The following is an 18,029-nucleotide window of genomic DNA, read 5'->3' as shown; positions in this document are numbered from 1 at the left end:
TGATTTATCGCTTGGAACTATGGTCGGAGAATAGCCAGAATTCTCGGGGCCGTGTTTCAGGTGGCCTTCGGGCTTTACATCGGCGGGGCTTCGGGTCGCCCGGGCACCGCAATGGAGGGTACGAGTGACACGTCAGGCAGGTATTCGACAAACAGGGGCGGGCCGTGTTCTGGCCGGCCTATTGCTGGCCGCAAGCGCAGGTATTCCCACTCATGCGGGGGATTTGGACGGCGCCGTTTCCGATCCGGTCGTGTTGGGGCCGGAGCGTTACTCCAAAGACGTCAGCGCCTTCTATCTGGGGTTCAGCGCCGGGTATGGATCAGGCGGAACAGACCAGTTCGGGCTGGCCACCAATGCGGGCACCTTTCCCATCGGCAAACTTGACCTGAGCGGTGCCTACGGCGGGATACGGGGCGGTTGGCGCGGTGTGCTGCCTGCGCGTGGCGGGCGCGATTACGTCTACGGGTTTGAGATCGGGTACGATATCGCTTCGCTGGATGACAGTGTCACGACGCAGATAGGCACCACGACCGTTCAGGGAGGTTCCGAGATATCGGATGTGCTGTCGCTGCGGTTCAAGAACGGACTGACCAACCCCAGCGGTTCGGTTCTGTATTTCATTACCGTCGGGTTCGTTCAGGGTGAAATCGAAACGACCAACAGCCTGTCCAGCGGCGGCACCACTCAGTCTTTCGCAAGCGATGACCGACGCAACGGATTCGTGGCCAGCATCGGGGCCGAGCATCAGTTGAACGACAATTGGTCCGTCACCGGCGAATTCGAATATGTGCAGTTCCAGTCGAAGGTCGTCGATTTTGGCTCGGGGTTCTCGACCAAGTCCACGCCCAGCTACCAGGGGATTCGCGTCGGGTTGAACTACAAGTTCTGATCCCGCCGGCGGATTCCGGCCTGAGATTTCACCACGCCAGGCCATGAATTCCCTTCCGCCTGACCGATTTGCGATCAGTTGCTCAGATTTTTGATTCTGTGGCTTGCGCCGACCGACTCTTGTTGTCTACGCTTGGGGTGACAACGCCAAGACAGGAGAACGGATTGGCCATCGGTGCCCTTACCCCACCGCAAGATGAAATGCCCGCGAACGAGGCGTTTGTTGAATTCCCTGACAACCGATTGTTGATTGATCTTTGCGGCGAATACGACCGCAACCTGGCCGAGATCGAGCGGAAACTTTCCGTTCAGATCGTGCGCCGCGGCAACCAACTTGTCGTCATGGGCGAAGACGAGCTTCAGAAGCAGGCGATCGAGGTTTTGCAGGCCCTTTACACCCGTCTGGAAGGCGGGCGCGACGTCGAAGCTGCCGACGTTGATCGCGAATTGCGGATGGGCAATTCCGAAGCCGGAACCGGCTCGCGTGATGGCGACCAGCTTGAAATGTTCAAGGGCGGAACTGTCGAAATCAAGACCCGAAAAAAGCTGGTTGAACCCCGTACTGACGCGCAAAAGGCTTATGTGCAGTCGCTGTTCAACAACGAACTCGCCTTTGGCATCGGCCCGGCGGGAACGGGCAAGACCTACCTTGCCGTGGCTGTGGGTGTGTCGATGTTCATCGGCGGGCATGTGGATCGAATCATCCTCAGCCGCCCAGCCGTTGAAGCCGGCGAAAAGCTGGGTTACCTGCCCGGTGACATGAAGGACAAGGTCGATCCGTATATGCAGCCGCTATACGACGCGTTGAATGACTTTCTGCCTGGCAAGCAACTGGCCAAGCTGATCGAGGAAAAGCGGATCGAAATCGCCCCGCTGGCGTTCATGCGCGGGCGGACACTGGCCAATGCCTTCGTTGTATTGGACGAGGCCCAGAACGCCACGACGATGCAGATGAAGATGTTTCTGACGCGCTTGGGCGAGGGCAGCCGGATGGTGATCACCGGCGACCGGTCGCAGGTGGATCTGCCGCGCGGCGTGGCTTCGGGGCTTGCGGATGCCGAGCGGCTGCTGAAGACGATCCCGAATATCAGCTTCAACTACTTCACATCCAAGGACGTGGTGCGCCATCCGCTTGTCGCGGCGATCATCGAGGCGTATGAGGCCGACTCGGGCCGGGAAACGGGTTGAACCGTCGGGCCTAGGCAAATCGGCCTCGGAGCGTCACGAGATGAACTTGGAGATCACGATCGAAGACCCGCGTTGGCAGGGTCTTGAGCCATTGGCGCGCAAGGCCGTGGCCGCGACGCTGGCGCATTGCGGCGTGGATGCCGATTTGTGCGAAGTCAGCGTGCTGGGCTGCGACGACAACCGGATTGCCGAGTTGAATGCTGAATTTCGTGAAAAGCTTGCGCCGACGAATGTGCTGAGCTGGCCAGCTGAGGAACTTGCGGCGGATCAGCCCGGCGGCACACCGCTCGTGCCCCAGCCGGATTTCACGGGCGACATCGCGCTTGGTGACATCGCGATTTCGTACGACACCTGCTGGCGCGAGGCCCAGGAGGCCGGGAAATCCATGGATGACCACGTGACCCATTTGCTGGTTCACGGAGTGTTGCATTTGCTGGGGTATGATCACATTCGTGACCTTGACGCCACTTTGATGGAACGTGCCGAGGTCGAGATACTTGGCAAAATGGGTATTGATGACCCATATAATGGGTAATGTGGGCCTTGGTGCCCGATCTATTGGAACAGGAAAATGGGCGATATTGACGGCAGTTCTGGAGCGGCGCAGAGCGCGCACTCGCAGAGCAGCGATGAAACCAAAGAGAAAAGCGGGCTTTTCTCTCGTATTCTTGATGCTTTTTCTTCCGCCGAGGATGACGCCGAAGTCGTCGTGAACGGGAATGAGGTTGTGACCCCTCAGCCACGCGGCATGATCAATCTGCGGCGCATGCGAGTCGAGGATGTGGCAATTCCTTCCGCTGATATCGTGTCAGTGCCTTCGACCATCACCAAAGAGGAACTGGCCCAGGTCTTCCGGGATAGCGGTCTGTCGCGAGTACCGGTCTATGAGGGTACACTGGACACGCCGCTGGGCTTTGTCCACCTCAAGGATTTTGCGCTGACGCATGGGTTCAACGGTGGGTCGGCGGAATTCGATCTGATCTCGATGCTCCGCCCGCTGCTGTTCGTCCCACCCTCAATGCCGATCGGTGTTTTGCTGACCAAGATGCAGACCGAGCGCCGCCACATGGCGTTGGTGATCGATGAGTATGGCGGCGTCGACGGGCTTGTCACTATCGAAGATCTGATCGAACAGGTCGTCGGAGAAATCGCCGATGAGCATGACGCCGACGAAAATCAGCTGTGGGTGCAAGAAAAGCCCGGGTGCTATATCGTTCAGGCCAAGGCCCCACTTGAAGAATTCGAGGCCGAAATCGGCCGGTCGCTGACTAGCCACGAGGACGTGGACGAGGAAGAGATCGAGACCTTGGGCGGGCTGGTCTTCATGCTGTCGGGTCGGGTTCCAGCTCGCGGTGAGGTGGTTTTGCACCCCGAAGGCCCCGAATTTGAGATTATCGACGCGGATCCGCGGCGCATCAAACGCCTGCGGGTGATGCTGCCGGATATGGCTGCATGAATCCTGCCTTGCGGTGGCCGCATTGGCTGCACGTGGTACTGGCCGCGATGTTCGGAGCGTTGGCGGCCTTTGGCTTGTCGCCGTTTGGCTATTGGACAATCACCTGCATTGCGCTTGCATCCGTCGCGCCGTTGTTTCTGGCCAGTTCCACGCGCGTTCGCGCGGCGTGGGTGGGTTGGGCTTTCGCAACCGGTTACTTCGCCAATGCCCTGAGCTGGATCATCGAGCCCTTTCAGATCGACGCTGAGCGTTATGCTTGGATGGCCCCTTTTGCGCTGGTGTTCATGGCTGCTGGCTTGGCCCTGTTCTGGGCGTTTGCTTTCTGGCTCGCGCGCGGAACCCGAGAGGTGGGGCCGCGGCAGGTCATCGTTCTGGCCCTTATCCTGTCGCTGGTTGAAATGGCGCGCGGCTATGTTCTGACCGGATTTCCTTGGGCGGGAATGGCGCAGATTTGGGTGGATGCCCCGGTCGGGCAACTCCTGGCATGGGTTGGTCCCTATGGCCTTGGGGCCGCGACCTTTTTGCTTGCCCTGCCGTTGGGCGCTGCTGTCGCCGGTCCTCGCAACGGTAAGGCGTTTCTTTGGCCCGTCGTGGCAGTTGTCATCTTTGCCGGTTTGGCGCTGGTTCAAGCCGGCAACCGCCCAGGGGTTGCAGAGACCGGTCACATCGTTCGTCTGGTCCAGCCCAACGCGCCGCAAGAGCAGAAATGGGACCCGTCTTTTGCCCCGCTGTTTTTTGCCCGACAGATTGAATCCACTGCCGCCGATCCGCGTCCGGACCTGATCGTATGGCCCGAGACGTCGGTTCCGGCGTGGCTGGGCAGTGCGGGTACCTATCTGGAAGCGATTGCCGAGTCCGCTCAGGGAACACCCGTCATCCTAGGTATCCAACGCGGAGACGGGCCGCGCATCTACAACTCGATGATCTACCTCGACGAGCAGGGTCGTCAGACCGGCCTGTACGACAAGCATCATCTGGTGCCCTTCGGCGAGTATGTCCCCTTTGGCGATCTGATGGGCAAGTTCGGAATACACGGTATGGCCGCGACCACCGGAAGTGGCTTCAGCGCCGGTCCCGGAGCGGCGATGCTGAGCGCCGGCAAACTGGGTCTGGCGCTGCCGCTGATCTGCTACGAGGCGATCTTTCCGCAGGATGTCTCGGCGGCACCGCAGCGCCCGGATTTCCTTCTGCAGATAACCAATGATGCCTGGTTCGGGACACGTACAGGACCATTCCAGCATCTGGCACAGGCAAGGATGCGGGCCATCGAACAAGGTCTGCCGCTGGCGCGGTCGGCAAATACCGGTGTTTCGGCGATGGTCGATCCCTATGGCAACGTAATCGCCTCCCTGCCTTTGGGACAGGCGGGTTTCGTGGATGCTCATCTTCCGGCGCCATTGCCGCCAACACTGTATGCGCGAACCGGCGACGGGCTGACGCTTGGGCTATTGTTGATGCTTCTACTGCTGTTTGGGCGCAACGTTCGGTTTGGCAGGGCATAATTACCGATTGACCCCCTGTTTCTTCGGGCGTATCCCGTCGAATGCCTGTCACAACGGCTTCCTGGCGTGACGGGGAAATCTTAATGGAGCGCTTTCATGTCCCGACAGAACTACATTTTCACTTCGGAATCCGTTTCCGAAGGGCATCCCGACAAGGTGTGCGACCGAATTTCAGATGCGGTCCTGGATGCCTTTCTGAATGAAGAGCCCGAAGCGCGCGTCGCGTGCGAAACCTTTGCCACCACTGATCGGGTGGTCATCGGCGGCGAGGTCGGTCTGTCGGATCAGGAAAAGCTGCACGACTACATGGGCAAGATCGAAGCGATCGCCCGCGCTTGCATCAAGGACATCGGTTACGAGCAGGACAAGTTCCACCACGAAACGGTCGAGGTGACGAACCTGCTGCACGAGCAGTCGGCGCACATTGCCCAAGGGGTCGATGCGTCTGCTGACAAGGATGAAGGCGCCGGTGACCAGGGCATCATGTTTGGATATGCCACCACCGAGACCCCGGCCCTGATGCCGGCTCCGATCCAATACGCGCACGCCATCCTGCGCCGTCTGGCGGAAGTGCGCAAGAACGGGTCTGAACCCGCTCTGGGTCCCGATGCCAAATCGCAGTTGTCGGTGATCTACCGTGACGGGCGGCCAGTCGGTGTCAGTTCGGTCGTGCTGTCCACCCAGCATCTGGATGAGGCGCTGACCTCGGACGATATTCGCCAGATCGTCGAGCCCTACATCCGCGAGTCTCTGCCCGATGGCTGGCTGAGCGACCAGACGGAATGGCATGTGAACCCAACCGGCAAGTTCGTCATCGGCGGACCTGACGGGGATGCTGGCCTGACCGGGCGCAAGATCATCGTCGATACCTATGGCGGTGCGGCTCCGCACGGCGGCGGGGCGTTCTCGGGCAAAGACCCGACCAAGGTCGACCGGTCGGCGGCCTATGCGGCGCGGTATCTGGCGAAGAACGTCGTGGCCGCCGGCATGGCCGAGCGTTGCACGATCCAGCTGAGCTATGCGATTGGCGTTTCCAAGCCGTTGTCGATCTACGCCGACACCCATGGCACAGGACAGGTTGCCGATGCCGAGATCGAGAAGGCGGTCGGACAGGTGATGGACCTGACCCCGCGCGGCATCCGCGAACACCTGCAACTGAACAAGCCGATCTACCAGCGCACCGCGGCCTATGGGCATTTCGGTCGCGAACCGGGTGCGGACGGCGACTTCAGTTGGGAGCGGACCGATCTGGTTGAGGCCTTGAAAAAGGCTGTCTGAGCCGGCATCGGGAACCAAACACGGCAAGGCGCGTCCGATGTGGCGCGCCTTTTCCGTTTTGATGGGCCCCATCAGGCGCGCTCCAACCCTTGCAACGCAAACCCCACCGCAGTAAGGGCACCGGAATGAGCACCCAGTCACCCGAACGCCCCCGCAGAAACTTCTATGGCCGCTTCAAGGGCAAGACCCTGAAGCCCAGCCAAAAGACCTATCTGTCCGAGGACCTGGCCGCCCTGTCGCCGGGCGCGGTGGATTGGGACAGCAACCCCGACCGCACCCCGATCGACCTGAACGCGCTGTTCGGCGGCAAGCCGGTATGGCTTGAGGTCGGGTTCGGCGGCGGCGAGCATCTGGTGCATCAGGCGCAGCAGAACCCTGATATCGGCATCATCGGGGCCGAGCCGTTCATCAACGGTGTGGCCATGTTGTTGGGCAAGATCCGCCGGGCCGAAGTGACCAACCTGGCGGTGCATCCCGGCGATGTGCGCGACCTGTTCGACGTGCTGCCCGATGCCAGCATTTCGCGCGCGTTTCTGCTCTATCCCGATCCGTGGCCCAAAAAGCGGCACCACCGCCGCCGCTTCGTGACGCCCGAGCACCTGGAACCCTTGGCACGTGTGTTGAAACCCGGCGCGATTTTCCGCGTGGCGACCGACATCCCGGACTACGTCCGACAGACGCTCGAGGAGGTACCCGGCGCCGGTTTCGAATGGCTGGCCGAGGGGCCCGAGGATTGGCGCAAGCCGTGGGATGACTGGATTTCCACCCGCTACGAGCAGAAGGCCCTGCGTGAAGGCCGCACGCCGCACTACCTGACCTTCCGCCGCAACGGGTGATTGCGGCTGGACGCTGCGGCGTCAATTCGCTAATCGGCAGGGGCACTGATAGCGCAAAAGGAGCCCTCATGTCCGGACACGGCACGCCCATCCCGATGACCTCGCATCCCTGCGGCCCGCTGACCGGCACGGCCGAAGTACCGGGCGACAAGTCGATCTCGCACCGCTCTCTGATCCTTGGGGCGATGGCCGTGGGCGAGACCCGGATCTCGGGCCTGCTGGAAGGCGAAGACGTTCTGGACACCGCCAAGGCGATGCGCGCCTTCGGTGCCGAGGTGATCTCGCACGGGAATGGCGAATGGACTGTGCATGGCGTCGGCGTGGGCGGCTTTGCCGAGCCAGATCAGGTGATCGACTGCGGCAACTCGGGCACGGGCGTGCGCCTGATCATGGGCGCGATGGCGACCAGCCCGATCAGCGCGACCTTCACCGGCGATGCCAGCCTGAACAAACGCCCGATGGCGCGGGTGACCGATCCGCTGGCCCTGTTCGGGGCGCAGGCCGTGGGCCGCTCGGGCGGGCGCCTGCCCATGACCATCGTCGGCGCGGCCGATCCGGTGCCGGTGTGGTACGAAGTGCCGGTGCCCTCGGCCCAGGTGAAATCCGCCATTCTGCTGGCCGGCCTGAACGCGCCCGGCAAGACCGTGGTGATCGAGAAGGAAGCCACCCGTGACCATTCCGAACGGATGCTGGCCGGGTTCGGCGCCGAAATCACCGTCGAGGACACCGACGAAGGCCGGGTCATCACCCTGACCGGTCGTCCTGAATTGAAACCGCAGGTGATCGCCGTGCCGCGAGACCCCTCCAGCGCGGCCTTCCCGGTCTGTGCGGCGCTGATCACGCCGGGCTCGGATGTTTTGGTGCCGGGCATCGGCCTGAACCCCACGCGCGCCGGCCTGTTCACCACGCTGCGCGAGATGGGCGCCGATCTGACCTATGAGAACATGCGCGAGGAAGGCGGCGAGCCGGTGGCCGACCTGCGCGCGCGCTATTCGCCCGACATGAAGGGCATCGACGTTCCGCCCGAACGCGCAGCGTCGATGATCGACGAATATCCGGTGTTGTCTGTGATTGCGGCCAACGCCACCGGCAAGACGATGATGGGCGGCGTCAAGGAACTGCGCGTCAAGGAAAGCGACCGCATCGACGCCATGGCGCGGGGCCTGCGGGCCAACGGCGTCACGGTTGACGAGGGCGATGACTGGTGGTCGGTCGACGGGCTGGGCATCGGCGGCGTGCCCGGCGGCGGCACCTGCGAAAGCTTTCTGGACCATCGCATCGCCATGTCGTTCATGGTGATGGGCATGGGCGCGCAACAGGCGGTCTCGGTCGATGACGGTAGCCCCATCGCGACCTCATTCCCGATCTTCGAGCCGTTGATGAAGGGCCTTGGCGCCAAGGTCGAGCGCACATGAGCTTTACCGTCGCCATCGACGGCCCGGCCGCTGCGGGCAAGGGCACGATCTCCAAGGCCGTGGCTGCTCATTTCGGGCTGGCGCATCTGGATACGGGGCTGCTGTATCGCGCGGTCGGCCGGCGCACGCTGGACGGCACCGACCCGGTCGAGGCGGCGCGGTCCCTGACGGCCGAGGAGTTGGAGCAGGGCGACCTGCGCACCGCCGAAATCGCGCAAGCGGCGTCGAAAGTGGCCGTGATCCCCGAGGTGCGCGCAGCTCTGGTTGATTTCCAGCGCAGCTTTGCCCTGCGGGCCGGCGGCGCGGTGCTGGACGGGCGCGATATCGGCACGGTGATCTGTCCCGAGGCCGAGGTGAAGCTGTTCGTCACCGCCAGCCCCGAAGTGCGCGCCGAGCGACGCTATCTTGAACTGGCAGACAAAGGCGCGGATGTAACCCGCGCGCAGGTTCTGGCCGATGTCCGCGAGCGCGACACGCGGGACGCCGAGCGCAGCACGGCCCCGATGAAACCTGCCGACGATGCCGTTTTACTGGACACGTCGGACCTGAGCATCGAGGCCGCGCTGGAAAAGGCGATCGCGGTTATTCAAGGAAAGCTGCCCGCGGCAAGGTGAGACCGCGGACAGCCCATGGCGACAGTCCGATTACAGTTCGCCGACCGCAATCGACTTAATATTCGCCCACTGGTCATCCGCAGTCTTGGCTGTGCCGGACACGTCCTCGAGGAACTTGGCGCGGGTTGCCGCGTTCAGAAACAGGTACAGCTTGCCATCGGCCAGCAGGTATTGATCCGGATCGCCATCGAACTTCTTGCCCACGGAAACACCGTACGAGCAGAAGCCGCCGTGCTGCGGCAGGTATACATCGGGATTGGCCTCGAATGCTTCGCGGTTCTCAGCCGAAGTGAAGTAGTAGGACGCGCCATCATAGGTGGCCGAATGCGTGGCGAACCCTTCGACCGGGTTGCCGTCGGTGACCAGCGCCACCAGATCGACGCCGTGAGCAGCCAGCGGCGCACCGCCGGCCGAGATCCCGTTCGAGACATTGATCTCATCCGCCGCAAAAGCCGGTGCGGCGATCATCGGCAGGACGGCGACAAGGGCGCCGAGTACAACAGATTTCATTGTGCGTTCCTTTCATGTTCAGTTGTGGTCGGCACTCTCGCCGACCCGTGCTGAACAGATAAATGCCGGCTTGCGGACGCGTAATCGCAGGGCGGACGGAAAACTTTGCAGATCGTTCGCACTTGCCGAGAGCCAGCCAAACCGGCTCACCAAGCTGTGTTTGGCCAGTTGATCAGTCCCCGCTTAGGCTGAACGCGTCTATGGTGGAGAGAGCGGATGATCCGATTTGCCTTGATCTGGGTTTTGATGGCCGGCCATGCATTGGCGCAGGAAGCCGAGCCACCGATGACCTACGAGAGACTGGGCAAGATCATCTTTGCCCTAGACCCCGATGCCGAGCCGCAGGGTCCGGGCTTTACCATGACGATTTCCGATGTGCCGGTGCTGGTTGTTACTGATGTGCATGCCGACCGGATGCGGGCAATGGTTGCGATCAGCGGCACCTCAGAGCTTTCGGCCGAAGACTTGCAGCGCATGATGCAGGCCAATTTCGACAGTACGCTGGACGCGCGCTATGCGATCGCCAACGGCACCTTGTGGGCCGTGTTCATTCACCCGCTGTCACGGCTGAACAAGGATCAACTGATCTCAGGCCTGGCGCAGACCGTCAATATCGCCCTGACCTATGGCACTCTCTATTCCGGAGGTGCGGCGGAGTTCGGCGGTGGGGACAGCCATGATCTGCAACGCGAACTGATCGACGATCTTCTGAAGAAAGGCGAGGACATCTGAGGCTGCCTCGGAAGGTTCATCCGTCATCGCTTGCCGTTAGGTGCCGGGGAAACAGGCCGTGACCATGCGTTGCTTTGGCAGAGGCGCCCGTTTGGGCCCACTTGATGCCGCCATTGGCCCTAGCTGGATGCCGGAAAGCTGCTATAGTTTCCCTCAGCGATAAGGGGAGGTCGCCACCGAGGCCCGGAAAAACGGGCAGGCGGCCGCATAATCCTCACAGCCAACAGGGACAGAACAACATGAATAATCGTTTGCAAAAAATCACCATCGTGGGTGGCGGTACGGCCGGCTGGATGACGGCGCTGCTTCTCGAGATGGTGTTTTCGCGCACGTCAGCAACCAAGGATCGTCCGCGCATCTGCCTGATCGAAAGCCCGAACATCGCCACGGTCGGCGTTGGTGAAGCGACCGTGCCGCGTATGCCGGTCACGCTCCGGCAGGCTGGGATTTCCGAGCGAGACTTTTTCCGCGAAACCAATGCGTCGTTCAAGCTGGGCGTCAAATTCTGCAACTGGAACAAGGACGCAAAGGGAAAGCGCATCGACTATGTGAACCCATTTGCCCATGGCCAGATGCTGGAAGGACTCGAGGCCGCCGAATACTTTCTTCGGTTTGGCAACGGGGACCGGGATTTCACTCAGTCCATCTCGCCGCATGATGATCTGGCCCGGCTGTGCAAAGGCGCGCGGCTTCTGGGGCAACCCGAATTCGAGCAGCGGTTTGGTTATGCCTATCACCTGGACGCCGTAAAATTCGCAGGCATGTTGACCAGGGTCTGTACGCAGCGTGGCGTCGAACATATCCGCGACGAGGTTCAGTCGGTCGAGTTGAATGAACAGGGCAATGTCAGCCACCTGATGCTTGAGCGCGCAGGCCGCCACGATATTGAAATGGTCGTGGACTGCACCGGTTTCCGCGGCCTGATCATCAATCAGGCGCTGGGCGAGCCGTTCATGGATTATTCGGATTATCTGCCGAACGACCGTGCCATGGCGTTGCAGATCGAGCACCCCAATCCCCGGAAGATCGAAAGCGTTACACGATCGACTGCACTTGGCGCTGGTTGGACTTGGCGCGTGCCTCTCTACAACCGAGTGGGCACGGGATACGTGTATTCATCCGCGCACCGGACCGATGATCAGGCGGCGGACGAATATCTGGAGTGGCTGGGTGATAGCGGCAAAGGCGCGACGCCGCGGGTGATCCCTATGCGGATCGGGCGCGTCCGTAACGCGTGGGTCAAGAACTGCGTTGCAATCGGGCTGGCCGGTGGGTTCATCGAGCCGCTGGAAAGCACTGCGATCCATATGGTCGACCATGCCGTACGCTGGTTCGCCGAGCATTTGCCGACCCGCGATATCGAACGCTCGCTTAGGGATAGATACAATCGTCAGATGAACAAGCTCTATGACGAAGTGCTGGATTTCATTTGCCTGCATTACAAGCTGAACAATCGTACCGATGATCAATACTGGATCGATGCGCGGACCGAGATGAAGGTGCCGGACAGGCTGGCTGAAAACCTTGAGCTTTGGAAAAACCGCCTTCCGATGCAGCACGATGTCGAGTTTGCAACGCTTTTTGACCATCGCGTCTATCAGACGGTTCTGCTGGGCAAGCAGGTCTATGATACGGGATATGGCACAGGAATTCGGGATCGCATTCGACCATTGCGGAAGGACATCTGGTTCCAGTGGTGGAAGGGCGCGAAAGTGGACCTTGCGCAAATCCTGAAAGCGATGCCGGACCACAAAACCCTGCTGCGCGACATTCGCGGAGAGCTCAAGCAACCCACCTTTGCGATGGCCAAGGCGGCACAGCCGACCGTTCCGATGCCGGGTGCGGCACCCGAACCGGTGGTCATCCAGAACATGCCGAATCTGGCCGAGATTCAAAGCGGCAAGAAAGACCTGCAACTGTTCTAGGTCTCCCGGCTTCGGCTAATATTGAGAGCTTCGGAATGACTGAGGGCAGGGTTGCAGAACCCTGCCTTTTTTGACCTCAATCCGGGGTTGCGCACCAATAGTATGTTACGTAATAACATACCATGTCAGTTGAGGCGTTTCCCCAACCCATTCTGTTCGGTCCAGTTCCAGCTCTGAAAATTCGCATTGGAACAGTCGATGCCCATGACCATTCAAAGACGCAATCTGCGCAGCCGCCTGAACCGCCGGAGACGACAACGCCCCGCAATGCAGGCCTATGACACCCTTCCGCCTCAGTTGCGTCAGTGGCTTGCGAATGCATGCTTGCCGTGGAGTCCGAACTCGGCCCTCAAGATTTGGAAGGCAGCCGGTGGGGCAAAGGCCCCGGCCGACGCTCTGGCACGTTTGAATGCGATCGAGCAGGCCATGCTGCTGAGGGATGCCCGGATTTGGGAGGAGTAGCTGACCCGGAAAACGCAAGCGGAATCCCGCGTCGGCTTGCAACAAGGGCCTTTCTGCTTGCGCTGCGCCCAGAATCCGCCTATACGCGCGCTGTCTGAACAAGGGCGGTCAACGCCCGGGCGACGTATCTGAGCAGGGCCGGGTTTCCTCGGCCCTTTGTGTTTGTTTAGCCAGATGCGCACCGGGTCACGCCAGAGGACATCATGAAACAAGACCGGCGGAGACAACCGCTCGGCCAGCAAAAACGTTATGTAAAGGAAAACAACGCCACATGGCTAACGCATCCATGGAGGAATTCGAAGCCCTCCTGAACGAAAGCTTCGAAATGGACACCCCCGAAGAGGGTTCGGTTGTCAAAGGCAAGGTCATCGCGATCGAAGCGGGCCAAGCCATCATCGACGTAGGCTACAAGATGGAAGGCCGTGTCGATCTGAAAGAATTCGCAAATCCCGGCGAAGCTCCTGAAATCGCTGTTGGCGACGAGGTCGAAGTCTACCTGCGCGCCGCAGAAAACGCCCGTGGTGAAGCCGTCATCTCGCGTGAGATGGCCCGCCGTGAAGAGGCATGGGACCGTCTGGAAAAAGCATATGCCGACGACCAGCGCGTCGAAGGTGCTATCTTTGGTCGCGTCAAAGGTGGCTTCACCGTGGATCTGGGTGGCGCAGTTGCGTTCTTGCCCGGCAGCCAGGTTGACGTTCGTCCCGTGCGCGACGCTGGCCCGCTGATGGGTCTGAAGCAGCCGTTCCAGATTCTGAAAATGGACCGCCGCCGTGGCAACATCGTTGTCTCGCGTCGTGCAATCCTGGAAGAATCGCGTGCCGAACAGCGTGCCGAAGTCATCGGCAACCTGTCCGAAGGTCAGACCGTCGAGGGTGTCGTCAAGAACATCACAGAATACGGTGCATTCGTTGACCTGGGCGGCGTTGACGGCCTGCTGCACGTCACCGACATGGCATGGCGCCGTGTGAACCACCCGTCCGAGATCCTGACGATCGGCGAAACCATCAAGGTTCAGGTCATCAAGATCAACAAGGAAACCCACCGCATCAGCCTGGGCATGAAGCAGCTGCAGGAAGATCCGTGGGATCTGGTTGGCGCCAAGTACCCGCTGGGTTCGGTGCACAAGGGTCGCGTCACCAACATCACCGACTACGGCGCGTTCGTCGAGCTGGAGCCCGGTGTCGAAGGTCTGGTGCACGTGTCCGAGATGTCCTGGACCAAGAAAAACGTCCACCCCGGCAAGATCGTTTCGACCAGCCAGGAAGTCGACGTTATGGTTCTGGAAATCGACGGCGCCAAGCGTCGCGTGTCCCTGGGCCTCAAGCAGACCCAGCGCAACCCGTGGGAAGTGTTTGCAGAAACGCACCCCGAGGGCACGCAGGTCGAAGGCGAAGTCAAGAACATCACCGAATTTGGTCTGTTCATCGGCCTGGAAGGCGACATCGACGGCATGGTTCACCTGTCGGACCTGTCGTGGGACGAGCGTGGCGAGGATGCCATCCAGAACTACCGCAAGGGCGACGTCGTTCAGGCGGTCGTCTCGGAAGTTGATGTCGAGAAAGAGCGTATCTCGCTGTCGATCAAAGCTCTGGGCGGTGACAAGTTCGCCGAAGCCGTGGGCGGCGTGAAGCGTGGCTCGGTTATCACCGTCGAAGTGACCGCGATCGAAGATGGCGGCATCGAGGTGGAGTACGAAGGCATGAAGTCCTTCATCCGCCGTTCGGACCTGAGCCGCGACCGTGCCGAACAGCGCCCCGAGCGTTTCTCGGTCGGTGACAAGGTCGATGTCCGCGTGACCAACGTCGACAGCAAGACCCGCCGTCTGGGCCTGTCGATCAAGGCGCGCGAAATCGCCGAAGAGAAAGAGGCCGTTCAACAGTACGGTTCGTCGGACTCGGGCGCATCGCTGGGCGACATCCTGGGTGCCGCGCTGAAGTCGGGCGACTAAGCCAGACCTGCAGTTTTGAACACTCAGACGGCCCCGCTCATCCCGAGCGGGGCCGTTTCTTTTGCGAATCAATGTGTTCCGGTTTTGCGAGTTATTCGGCGATAGGTGCAGGCATGAACCGCCGGATTCGCGTCCGTACACGCGAATTTCCGGTGCTTTCTTGGAAAATGCACCCCGGACACACAGAGTTTACATTCCACCCGGCACCGTTTTTTCCTATACTGGCCAAACCAGTAGACGAGATGACACGGTGACCTGGGAGGGTAGCACGCATGATCCGTTCAGAACTGATTCAGAAAATCGCCGACGAAAATCCACATCTGTACCAACGTGATGTCGAGCGGATCGTGAATACCGTATTCGAGGAAGTCACAGACGCGATGGCGCGCGGTGACCGTGTCGAACTGCGGGGCTTCGGAGCTTTTTCGGTCAAGAAACGGGATGCGCGCGTCGGCCGGAACCCTCGCACTGGCGAGACGGTTCAGGTCGAAGAAAAGTGCGTGCCGTTTTTTAAGACCGGCAAGTTGCTAAGGGATCGTTTGAACGGTAAAGCGTGATCTCATGATGCGCTACATTCGATACGGTTTTCTTGCGGTCCTGGGGATCGTCCTTGTCTCGGTCTCGCTGGCCAATCGCCAGATGGTGCAGTTGCAGTTGATGCCGGACGCCTTGTCTGACCTGCTTGGCTTCAATCTGGCCACCTCGCTGCCGCTGTTTCTTGTGGTTCTTGGCGGGATCGTGGCTGGCCTTGTCATCGGCTTTCTGTGGGAGTGGCTGCGCGAGCACAAGCACCGCAAGGATGCCACCGTCAAAAAGACCGAGGTCAAGAAGCTCGAGCGCGAGGTCAAGAAGCTCAAGAAGAAGCAGAACGAAGGTCAGGACGATGTGCTTGCCCTTCTGGACGAGGCCAGCTGAGAGCCGATGTCTGCCGAGATCAGCGTAAAAATCTGCGGCTTGACCGCACCCGAGCATGTGCGCGCAGCCGTTGAAGCAGGTGCGCGTTACATTGGGTTCAATTTCTTTCCCAAGTCTCCACGCTATGCACCGATTGCCCAGGCAGCGGCGCTGGCCAGTGACGTGCCGGTCGGCGTGGCCAAAGTGGCCCTGGCGGTAAACTTCACCGACGCGCAGTTGGATGAGATTGTGGCGGGGGTTCCACTGGACATGTTGCAGCTGCATGGCGCCGAAAGCCCCGAGCGCGTGGCCGAGGTCAAATCACGCTACGGCTTGCCGGTGATCAAGGCGATTGGAGTGGCGGAAGCCGAGGATTTGGCCGCAATAGACCTCTACTCGGACGTGGCCGATCAGTTGTTGGTTGACGCCAAGCCGCCGAAGAACTCTGAGCTGCCCGGCGGCAACGGTTTGCCTTTTGACTGGCGACTGCTCGCCGGTCGCAAATACTGGCGGACGCCGTGGATGCTGTCGGGGGGACTCAACCCGGACAACGTAGCCGAGGCGATCCGTATGACCGGTGCAAGGCAGGTCGATGTGGCATCGGGCGTGGAAAGCGCCCCGGGTGTCAAGGATCGGTGCCTGATCCGCTCATTTATTGAAGCGGCACGGTGATCTGACCAGAACGCGCTTGCGTATCCTTCTCAAAGGGGAGGATGAAGGATGCTGGCTGCAATTGGCGCGGTTTCACTGAAGCGATGGTACCACGGGCCCGAGTTTTTCTGGCGTGCGGGGAAGGCCTTGCGCCAGGCCAAGGGCGATCCCTTGTGCCTCCATGCCGAGGTGTTTTTGCATGAGGGTGCGTATTTCTCGCTTAGCGTTTGGCACGACGTCGAAGCCATGCTGACCTTTGCCCAGTCGAACCCGCACCGAGGGGTGATGCAAGCCGCCCCGCGTTTGGCCAATACCTACCAATTCCGTCACTTTGCTTGCATCGCCATTCCGACCCGGGATCAGGCGCTGACTATCTGGATGAACGGCAGTACCGCGGCGGAATAGTGCGATTTGCGATGGCAAATCCCGCCGGCACCTCCTAATAACAACAGGCACGACGATGGAGACCACCATGGCCAATGATCTGTTCAATTCCTTCATGTCCGGCCCGGATGAAAACGGCCGCTTCGGCATTTTCGGCGGGCGGTTCGTCAGCGAGACTCTGATGCCGTTGATCCTGTCGCTGGAGGAGGAATACGAGAAGGCCAAGACCGACCCGAGCTTCTGGGCCGAGATGGACGATCTGTGGGCCAACTACGTGGGCCGTCCGTCGCCCCTGTATCACGCCGAGCGCCTGACCGAACATCTGGGTGGCGCAAAGATCTATATGAAGCGCGACGAGTTGAACCACACCGGCGCGCACAAGATCAACAACGTGCTGGGCCAGATCATCCTGGCGCGCCGCATGGGAAAGACCCGGATCATCGCCGAAACTGGGGCCGGGCAGCACGGTGTCGCCACCGCGACCGTCTGCGCCAAGTTCGGTCTGAAATGCGTGGTCTATATGGGCGCACATGACGTTCAGAGGCAAGCGCCCAACGTGTTCCGCATGCGTCTGCTGGGGGCCGAGGTGATTCCGGTGACCTCGGGCCGCGGCACCCTGAAGGACGCTATGAACGACGCGCTGCGCGACTGGGTGACCAACGTGCGCGATACCTTCTACTGCATCGGTACGGTCGCCGGCCCGCACCCGTATCCGGCGATGGTGCGCGACTTTCAATCGATCATCGGCAAGGAAGCCAAGGAACAGATGATGAAGGCCGAGGGTCGCCTGCCGGACACGATCATCGCGGCGATCGGCGGCGGCTCGAACGCCATGGGGCTGTTCTATCCCTTCCTCGACGACAAATCGGTCAACATCATCGGCGTCGAAGCAGGCGGCAAAGGCGTCAACGAAAAGATGGAGCATTGCGCCTCGCTCACGGGCGGTCGACCAGGTGTTCTGCATGGCAACCGGACTTATCTGCTGCAGGACGACGACGGCCAGATCCTCGAGGGGTACTCGATTTCGGCCGGGCTCGACTATCCGGGCATCGGCCCCGAACATTCCTGGCTGCACGATATCGGGCGCGCGCAATATGTGTCGATCACTGACAAAGAGGCTCTTGAGGCGTTCCAGCTGTGCTGCGCGACCGAGGGCATCATTCCCGCACTCGAACCCAGCCACGCGCTGGCGCATGTCATGAAGATCGCGCCGGAGCTGCCAAAGGATCACATCATCTGCATGAACATGTGCGGACGTGGCGACAAGGATGTTCAAACGGTCGCCAAGTATCTGAACTTCGACATGTCTGATACCGAGGGTCGCGACGCAACCTAAGGGCAGCCCA

At 60.7% G+C, this 18,029-nt stretch carries 19 protein-coding genes and 1 riboswitch; of the genes, 18 read left to right on the top strand and 1 reads right to left on the bottom strand.

Annotated elements, in window-relative coordinates; all coding sequences use genetic code 11:
• Positions 1 to 124 precede the first annotated feature (124 nt).
• The 9 genes from AC2FNL_RS14380 to cmk all read left to right on the top strand — a co-directional run bounded on the left by AC2FNL_RS14380 (position 125) and on the right by cmk (position 9,177).
• Positions 125 to 889: an outer membrane protein gene (locus AC2FNL_RS14380; protein WP_496834055.1), complete on the top strand. Its 765-nt coding sequence runs from the start codon at positions 125 to 127 to the stop codon at positions 887 to 889.
• A 164-nt stretch (positions 890 to 1,053) separates the two neighbouring features.
• A complete protein-coding gene (locus AC2FNL_RS14375; protein WP_093964591.1) occupies positions 1,054 to 2,076 on the top strand; it encodes a PhoH family protein in 1,023 nt (340 codons plus the stop codon).
• Positions 2,077 to 2,116: 40 nt separating this feature from the next.
• Positions 2,117 to 2,611, top strand: a complete 495-nt coding sequence (ybeY, locus tag AC2FNL_RS14370) for an rRNA maturation RNase YbeY (protein WP_496834054.1) — start codon at positions 2,117 to 2,119, stop codon at positions 2,609 to 2,611.
• A gap of 36 nt (positions 2,612 to 2,647) precedes the next feature.
• Positions 2,648 to 3,532, top strand: coding sequence for a hemolysin family protein (locus AC2FNL_RS14365; protein ID WP_093964592.1), 885 nt, complete (start codon positions 2,648 to 2,650; stop codon positions 3,530 to 3,532).
• Positions 3,529 to 5,034, top strand: coding sequence for an apolipoprotein N-acyltransferase (gene lnt, locus AC2FNL_RS14360; protein ID WP_496834053.1), 1,506 nt, complete (start codon positions 3,529 to 3,531; stop codon positions 5,032 to 5,034). The genes AC2FNL_RS14365 and lnt overlap by 4 nt, the downstream gene beginning before the upstream one ends.
• Before the next feature lie 42 nt (positions 5,035 to 5,076).
• A riboswitch (SAM-SAH riboswitch) is annotated at positions 5,077 to 5,125 on the top strand.
• A gap of 5 nt (positions 5,126 to 5,130) precedes the next feature.
• Complete coding sequence (gene metK, locus AC2FNL_RS14355; protein WP_496834052.1) at positions 5,131 to 6,312, top strand: methionine adenosyltransferase; 1,182 nt, start codon at positions 5,131 to 5,133, stop codon at positions 6,310 to 6,312.
• 125 nt (positions 6,313 to 6,437) lie between these two features.
• Positions 6,438 to 7,148 (top strand): tRNA (guanosine(46)-N7)-methyltransferase TrmB, encoded by a 711-nt coding sequence (trmB, locus tag AC2FNL_RS14350; RefSeq protein ID WP_496834051.1) that lies wholly within the window; start codon positions 6,438 to 6,440, stop codon positions 7,146 to 7,148.
• 68 nt (positions 7,149 to 7,216) lie between these two features.
• Positions 7,217 to 8,563: a 3-phosphoshikimate 1-carboxyvinyltransferase gene (gene aroA, locus AC2FNL_RS14345; protein ID WP_496834050.1), complete on the top strand. Its 1,347-nt coding sequence runs from the start codon at positions 7,217 to 7,219 to the stop codon at positions 8,561 to 8,563.
• Positions 8,560 to 9,177: a (d)CMP kinase gene (gene cmk, locus AC2FNL_RS14340; RefSeq protein WP_496834049.1), complete on the top strand. Its 618-nt coding sequence runs from the start codon at positions 8,560 to 8,562 to the stop codon at positions 9,175 to 9,177. The genes aroA and cmk overlap by 4 nt, the downstream gene beginning before the upstream one ends.
• A 30-nt stretch (positions 9,178 to 9,207) precedes the next feature.
• Here the strand turns inward: cmk and AC2FNL_RS14335 are convergent, their stop codons facing one another.
• Positions 9,208 to 9,687 carry a YHS domain-containing (seleno)protein gene (locus AC2FNL_RS14335; protein WP_093964598.1) on the bottom strand — a complete coding sequence of 160 codons (480 nt, stop codon included), beginning with the start codon at positions 9,685 to 9,687 and terminating at the stop codon, positions 9,208 to 9,210.
• Positions 9,688 to 9,903: 216 nt separating this feature from the next.
• On the opposite strand from AC2FNL_RS14335, the gene AC2FNL_RS14330 reads away from it, so the two are divergent.
• From AC2FNL_RS14330 to trpB, 9 genes are all read left to right on the top strand, one after another.
• Positions 9,904 to 10,419 (top strand): hypothetical protein, encoded by a 516-nt coding sequence (locus AC2FNL_RS14330; RefSeq protein WP_093964599.1) that lies wholly within the window; start codon positions 9,904 to 9,906, stop codon positions 10,417 to 10,419.
• Between the two features lie 239 nt (positions 10,420 to 10,658).
• Positions 10,659 to 12,344 carry a tryptophan halogenase family protein gene (locus tag AC2FNL_RS14325; RefSeq protein ID WP_496834048.1) on the top strand — a complete coding sequence of 562 codons (1,686 nt, stop codon included), beginning with the start codon at positions 10,659 to 10,661 and terminating at the stop codon, positions 12,342 to 12,344.
• A 204-nt stretch (positions 12,345 to 12,548) separates the two neighbouring features.
• On the top strand, positions 12,549 to 12,806 hold the full coding sequence (locus AC2FNL_RS14320; protein WP_480752651.1) for a DUF6525 family protein: 258 nt from the start codon (positions 12,549 to 12,551) through the stop codon (positions 12,804 to 12,806).
• A gap of 271 nt (positions 12,807 to 13,077) precedes the next feature.
• Positions 13,078 to 14,754, top strand: coding sequence for a 30S ribosomal protein S1 (rpsA, locus tag AC2FNL_RS14315; RefSeq protein ID WP_093964601.1), 1,677 nt, complete (start codon positions 13,078 to 13,080; stop codon positions 14,752 to 14,754).
• A gap of 272 nt (positions 14,755 to 15,026) precedes the next feature.
• A complete protein-coding gene (gene ihfB, locus AC2FNL_RS14310; RefSeq protein WP_050603110.1) occupies positions 15,027 to 15,311 on the top strand; it encodes an integration host factor subunit beta in 285 nt (94 codons plus the stop codon).
• Positions 15,312 to 15,318: 7 nt separating this feature from the next.
• A complete protein-coding gene (locus AC2FNL_RS14305; RefSeq protein WP_170340535.1) occupies positions 15,319 to 15,669 on the top strand; it encodes a lipopolysaccharide assembly protein LapA domain-containing protein in 351 nt (116 codons plus the stop codon).
• A 6-nt stretch (positions 15,670 to 15,675) separates the two neighbouring features.
• Positions 15,676 to 16,320, top strand: coding sequence for a phosphoribosylanthranilate isomerase (locus tag AC2FNL_RS14300; protein ID WP_170436365.1), 645 nt, complete (start codon positions 15,676 to 15,678; stop codon positions 16,318 to 16,320).
• 48 nt (positions 16,321 to 16,368) lie between these two features.
• Positions 16,369 to 16,704 (top strand): hypothetical protein, encoded by a 336-nt coding sequence (locus AC2FNL_RS14295; RefSeq protein ID WP_496834047.1) that lies wholly within the window; start codon positions 16,369 to 16,371, stop codon positions 16,702 to 16,704.
• Positions 16,705 to 16,771: 67 nt separating this feature from the next.
• Entirely contained in the window at positions 16,772 to 18,019 is a 1,248-nt protein-coding gene (gene trpB / locus AC2FNL_RS14290; RefSeq protein ID WP_170364905.1) for a tryptophan synthase subunit beta, read from the top strand.
• The last annotated feature ends 10 nt before the right edge of the window (positions 18,020 to 18,029 follow it).

The sequence above is a fragment of the Ruegeria sp. CRTD044 genome, assembly GCF_059613485.1.
The sequence above is the reverse complement of the archived record's forward strand: the minus strand, read 5'-3'. Positions and strand labels throughout refer to the sequence as shown.